Genomic DNA, 1,203 nt, shown 5'->3' with positions numbered 1-1,203 from the left:
TGCCCCGAGCGGGCCCCGTACGACCGGATCATGGCGACGTGCGCGCTGCGCTCGGTGCCGAAGGAGTGGCTCGGGCAGTGCCGGCCGGGGGCGCGGGTGCTGACCCCGCTGTCGACCGGGCTGCTGATGCTGGCGGTGCGGGACGCCGGGCACGCGGAGGGGCGGTTCCTGCACACCCCGGCGTACTTCGTCGCGCTGCGCGGCGACGGGGCGGGCGCGGTGCCCCGGCAGCACGTCGGAGGGCTGCCGCGGCGGGCGCTGGGCGACGAGCTGTTCCGGTTCCTGCTGACGCTCACCGCCGGGGCCCTGGACCCGCAGGAGGCGCTGGCGCTGTGGGAGCGCGAGGGCCGGCCGGAGCGGGACCGGTTCGGGGTGACGGTGAGCGGGGGCCGGGAGTGGGCCTGGCTGGACGATCCGGAGGGGCCTTACGTGTGGGCCCTCGACTGAGGGCCGGTCCGGGCCCCTCCGGCGGCGGCCCGGTCAGCCGCGGTGGATCGTGATCGTCGTCCAGGCGCCGACGTGCACCCTGTCGCCGTCCTGGAGCGGCACCGGGACGAACGGCTGGATGGGTTCCTCGCCGCCGTTGACCGTCGTGCCGTTCGTCGAGTTCTGGTCGACGACCGCCCACGTGCCGTCCGGCTGCTGCACGAGCACCGCGTGCGAGTGCGAGACGCCCGGGTCCTCCGGCGGCACCGACAGGTCGATGTCGGGGGTGTCACCGGTCGAGTGGCGGCGGCGGCCGATCGTCAGCTGGTTGCCGACGAGCTGACGCTGCTGCTCGGGCGAGTACGCGGGCAGGTTCAGGCCCGACGCCTCGGGGCCGCTGCGGTGCATCATCGCCATGAAGTACTCGCGGTCCGGGCCGATCGTCGCCGACCAGCTCACCGGTCCTTGCGGCTGCTGCGGCGGGTACTGCTGGTGCTGCGGCGGCTGCTGCTGGAACGGCGGCGCGGTCGTCGACTGCGCCGACGGCGGGGAGAGCACCCAGTCGTCGCCGTTCGTCCCGCCGGGAGCACCGCCGCCACCGAACGACGGGTTCGACGGGCCGGGCGGAGGCGGCGGACCCTGCGGGTCCTGCGACTGCGGGTAGTCCGGGAACGGCGGCGGCGCGGGCGGACCCGGGTGCGTCGGAGCCGGGGGCTGCTGCTGGTGCTGCGGCGGGGCCGGCGGCTGCTGCTGGAACGCCTGCGGGACACCGCCGCC

At 76.1% G+C, this 1,203-nt stretch carries 1 protein-coding gene and 1 pseudogene; one reads left to right on the top strand and one right to left on the bottom strand.

The annotated features are described in order from the left end of the window. Positions 1 to 447 (top strand): annotated as a pseudogene (locus G3I40_RS13445) (methyltransferase); the annotation flags it as partial. A gap of 33 nt (positions 448 to 480) precedes the next feature. Here the strand turns inward: G3I40_RS13445 and G3I40_RS13440 are convergent. Then, positions 481 to 1,203: FHA domain-containing protein (locus tag G3I40_RS13440; RefSeq protein WP_164302394.1), on the bottom strand; the 723-nt coding region annotated here is incomplete at its 5' end.

This window comes from Streptomyces sp. SID14478, from assembly GCF_010548525.1.
Lineage (GTDB): Bacteria > Actinomycetota > Actinomycetes > Streptomycetales > Streptomycetaceae > Streptomyces.
The sequence above is the reverse complement of the archived record's forward strand: the minus strand, read 5'-3'. Positions and strand labels throughout refer to the sequence as shown.